Annotated in this window: 1 protein-coding gene; it reads right to left on the minus strand. The window is 33.5% G+C overall.

Annotation, left to right across the window (positions count from 1 at the left end; genetic code table 11):
* Positions 1–49: 49 nt before the first annotated feature.
* Complete coding sequence (mprF, locus tag V7147_RS24875; RefSeq protein ID WP_335370476.1) at positions 50–2578, minus strand: bifunctional lysylphosphatidylglycerol flippase/synthetase MprF; 2529 nt, start codon at positions 2576–2578, stop codon at positions 50–52.
* Positions 2579–3172: the final 594 nt, after the last annotated feature.

The raw sequence follows: 3172 nt of genomic DNA on the forward strand, positions 1-3172 counted from the left end.
GTTTGCAACGACCAACATAACTACAATTAGAGAAACTCTCTTAATTATTCTAAACCTTTTTGTTCTTCCCAATCATAATTGTTACTTGTGCCACAGTAATGGGCAATGAGGACTTTTTCCTGTAAGCAAGGTATTTGGGCACCCATGTAACATTATATTTTTCCTTGAATTTTCGTAAGCCTTGAAAGTGATAGAACACTTGACCATGCAAATAAATTTGGGCCGCTACCTTTTCACTAAAAAATGAAAATTTAGAAAGACCAACATTGGAAAGTGGAGCCATTCCTAAATTGAATTGGTTATACCCTTCTACTTTTGCCCATTCAAATAACGAAAGGAAGAGAAAGTCCATTGTTCCTGATGGCGAATTAGGTATGAAGCGCATTAAGTCCACGGAAATAGTTTGATTATTATCATAAACAGGCATTACACTGGCAAAGCCAATAACTTCCTCATCCATATTTTTCAAAATGGCGATTTCAGATTTATTTAGATACGCTTCATCAAAATAGCCAAGTGAAAATCCCTTTTCCCTTCTACCTGCAAGCCACTCATTTGATACTATCTTAAGCTTTTGAAGCAAATCATCACCAAATGGTGGTTTCATAATTTCAAAAATGAAAGCATCCCGTTCAAATTTATTTTTGATGGCCCTCATCGCTTTCATTTTTTTACCAGCGAGAGAGAAACTCCCTAAATCGACAAATGCCTCCTCCCCAAGTTTAAAAAAGTCGNNATGAAGAATTGATAGCATTTCATTACTGCTCTCATAAAAAATAGGCGTGTACCCATATAAATCGGAAATGGTTAGAAACTCCTCAATCGCAAATGGAAATTCGGATTTCTCCCCGGTAAGATCACCAAGCACCACAATCTTGTCCGCATAAACTTGGTATGGAAATAAAACATTGTCTTTACTATTCCAGAAAACATACTTATCATGCAAAAAGATTAAATGTGTGAGCACATTTCCTTTATATTGATGAAGGTGTTCGTAAATCTTTCTCTCTTGAGTTTTTGAACAGTCCATTAACCATCTCTGGGATTTCCCTATAAAATTCCCAATCCCAAAAATTAAAATGGCTATAATTAGCCCAATGAATGCACTATAAAACAAGTCTTGGGAATCAGTAATGAGATATGGAACAAACTTTGCTGGGATCATGATTTTAGATGTAGGCAAATTAGAATACCCTATCAATAAATACATAAAAATAATGAGCAGAATGATGAAAATATCAAAAGTCATCTTCCCCCAAGTCAAAACATAGCTTTCCCGATAGAAACGAGCCTTTGATAATCGAAGCAACAAAGCGACTATGAGTAAAAAGATAGCTTCTTCATAGTCAAATCCTTTGGAAAGAGATAATAATGCTGCAAAGGACAGGGCTACAATTGTTAGAAAATAAGCGCGTTTTACTTTGTATTGAATTCCCCTTGATAATCCAAGAAGAAGCAAGCCTGTTGCAACGGAAAGTTGATGAGATAAACTTATTATAGGGAGAGAAAAAATGTCTTCAGCAATTTTTAACCTTCCAATAATGCCCGGCGATGCTGCAGAAAGAAGCAGAATTAAACCGGAAATAAATATCAAAGTGGTTAAAATCCAATGACTGATACGTTGGATAAATACGTTTGGCAAGTTCCCCCAATTACTATTCCATTTCCCCCAGTAGGTTTTAATAAAAAGAATAGCTCCAACAAGGAATGGAATAATGAAGTAGCCTATGCGATATAGGAGAAGAAGCACAACAACTTTCTCATCCAATACCCCTAAATAATCTGTTCCCCATATGAAAACAAGGTCAAATGATCCCAGACCACCTGGGATCAAGCTCACAATTCCAGCGCATGATGAAATGACAAAAATAGCAAATAAATCCCCAATAGGAATGGAAATCTTCATAACAGCATTCAAAAAACAAAAAACGAAAAAGATAGCTGACCATTCCAGAATTGAAACGAGAATAAGGAAAAATTTCACTTTTAAGGTGATGGATGGATCAGGGACCTTTTTGTTTCTCCATAAAGTAATGATTATCAAAGTTGGAAGGTACAAGGCAACTCCAATAAGAGCCAAATAAAGCCATTTCGTATGTACTAACAAGGGAATATTTCTATATCCGACAAGGGTAATCCAGGAAAAGAAGGAGATTCCCGTAAGGAAAAATAAAGAAACAAAGGTGATGGTTTTTAATAACTTCCCCTTCTCAAATTCTTCCCTTTGATAGAAATAAGTTCTAAGCATGATCCCGAAAATGCCACCGAAACCAATCAAATTTGAAAAGGAATTGACGATAAGTGATTGCTTAACAAACTGTTTTTTTGGTATTTTAATTCCCATTATTTTGACGATAACAGCATCATAAAAAAACATTGGTGAAATTGCCCCAATGGTAACTAGTAAGACAACCACTAGTATCGCAATCGGAACTTGACTTATAATATGTTGGAGCAATTGAATGTCGAGACCCATAGCGAATTTGTTTATTTCCATTGCTGCAAGGACTAATAATATTAGAGGAAAAATAATTTTCAAAAATTGAACTGTTTTTTCTTTTAAATAATGTTTACTCAATTTGAATATTCCCTTCTGATACTATTTTTAACGATTCCCCAATTTCTATTAACACTCCTGTAGTACGATAAGTGAATCGTACTTTTCACATTAGCATTTGTCAATAAAGTAATTAGGTAAATAGACCGTTTTCTAAATGATTGTTGTTTTTGCATATTTTTTATGTTTTAGTTAGGTGTAAACATATAATTAGAACGAAACTTTTTTTAAAATCAATCATATGAAATAGAATAGAAATTTTATGAGTATATGAAATATGTGGGGGCTTTGTTTGAACTTCTATGTTCAATAGGTACACTACTTTTTTCCTTTACAAAAGATGTAACCGAAGAAGAAATAGAGAAAAATATAAACTGACTTAACGAATACCAATGGTTTCAATATTACTTTAATGATGGTAAGTTTGAAATTTTAATTAAGGAACACAAAGATGTTCGGTATGTCATAGGGAAATTAAACATTGAAAAAATGAAAAACAAGGCTGAATATCAACCAAAATATCAGCAAAAAATTCATAAAGTGTTACTAAAATATTCAAAATAACTTAATCTACGAATTTAAATATGGCATAATAGACCTAGTTGAGAAAACAAT

This window comes from Bacillus sp. JJ1521, assembly GCF_036965165.1.
GTDB lineage: Bacteria > Bacillota > Bacilli > Bacillales > Bacillaceae_L > Ferdinandcohnia.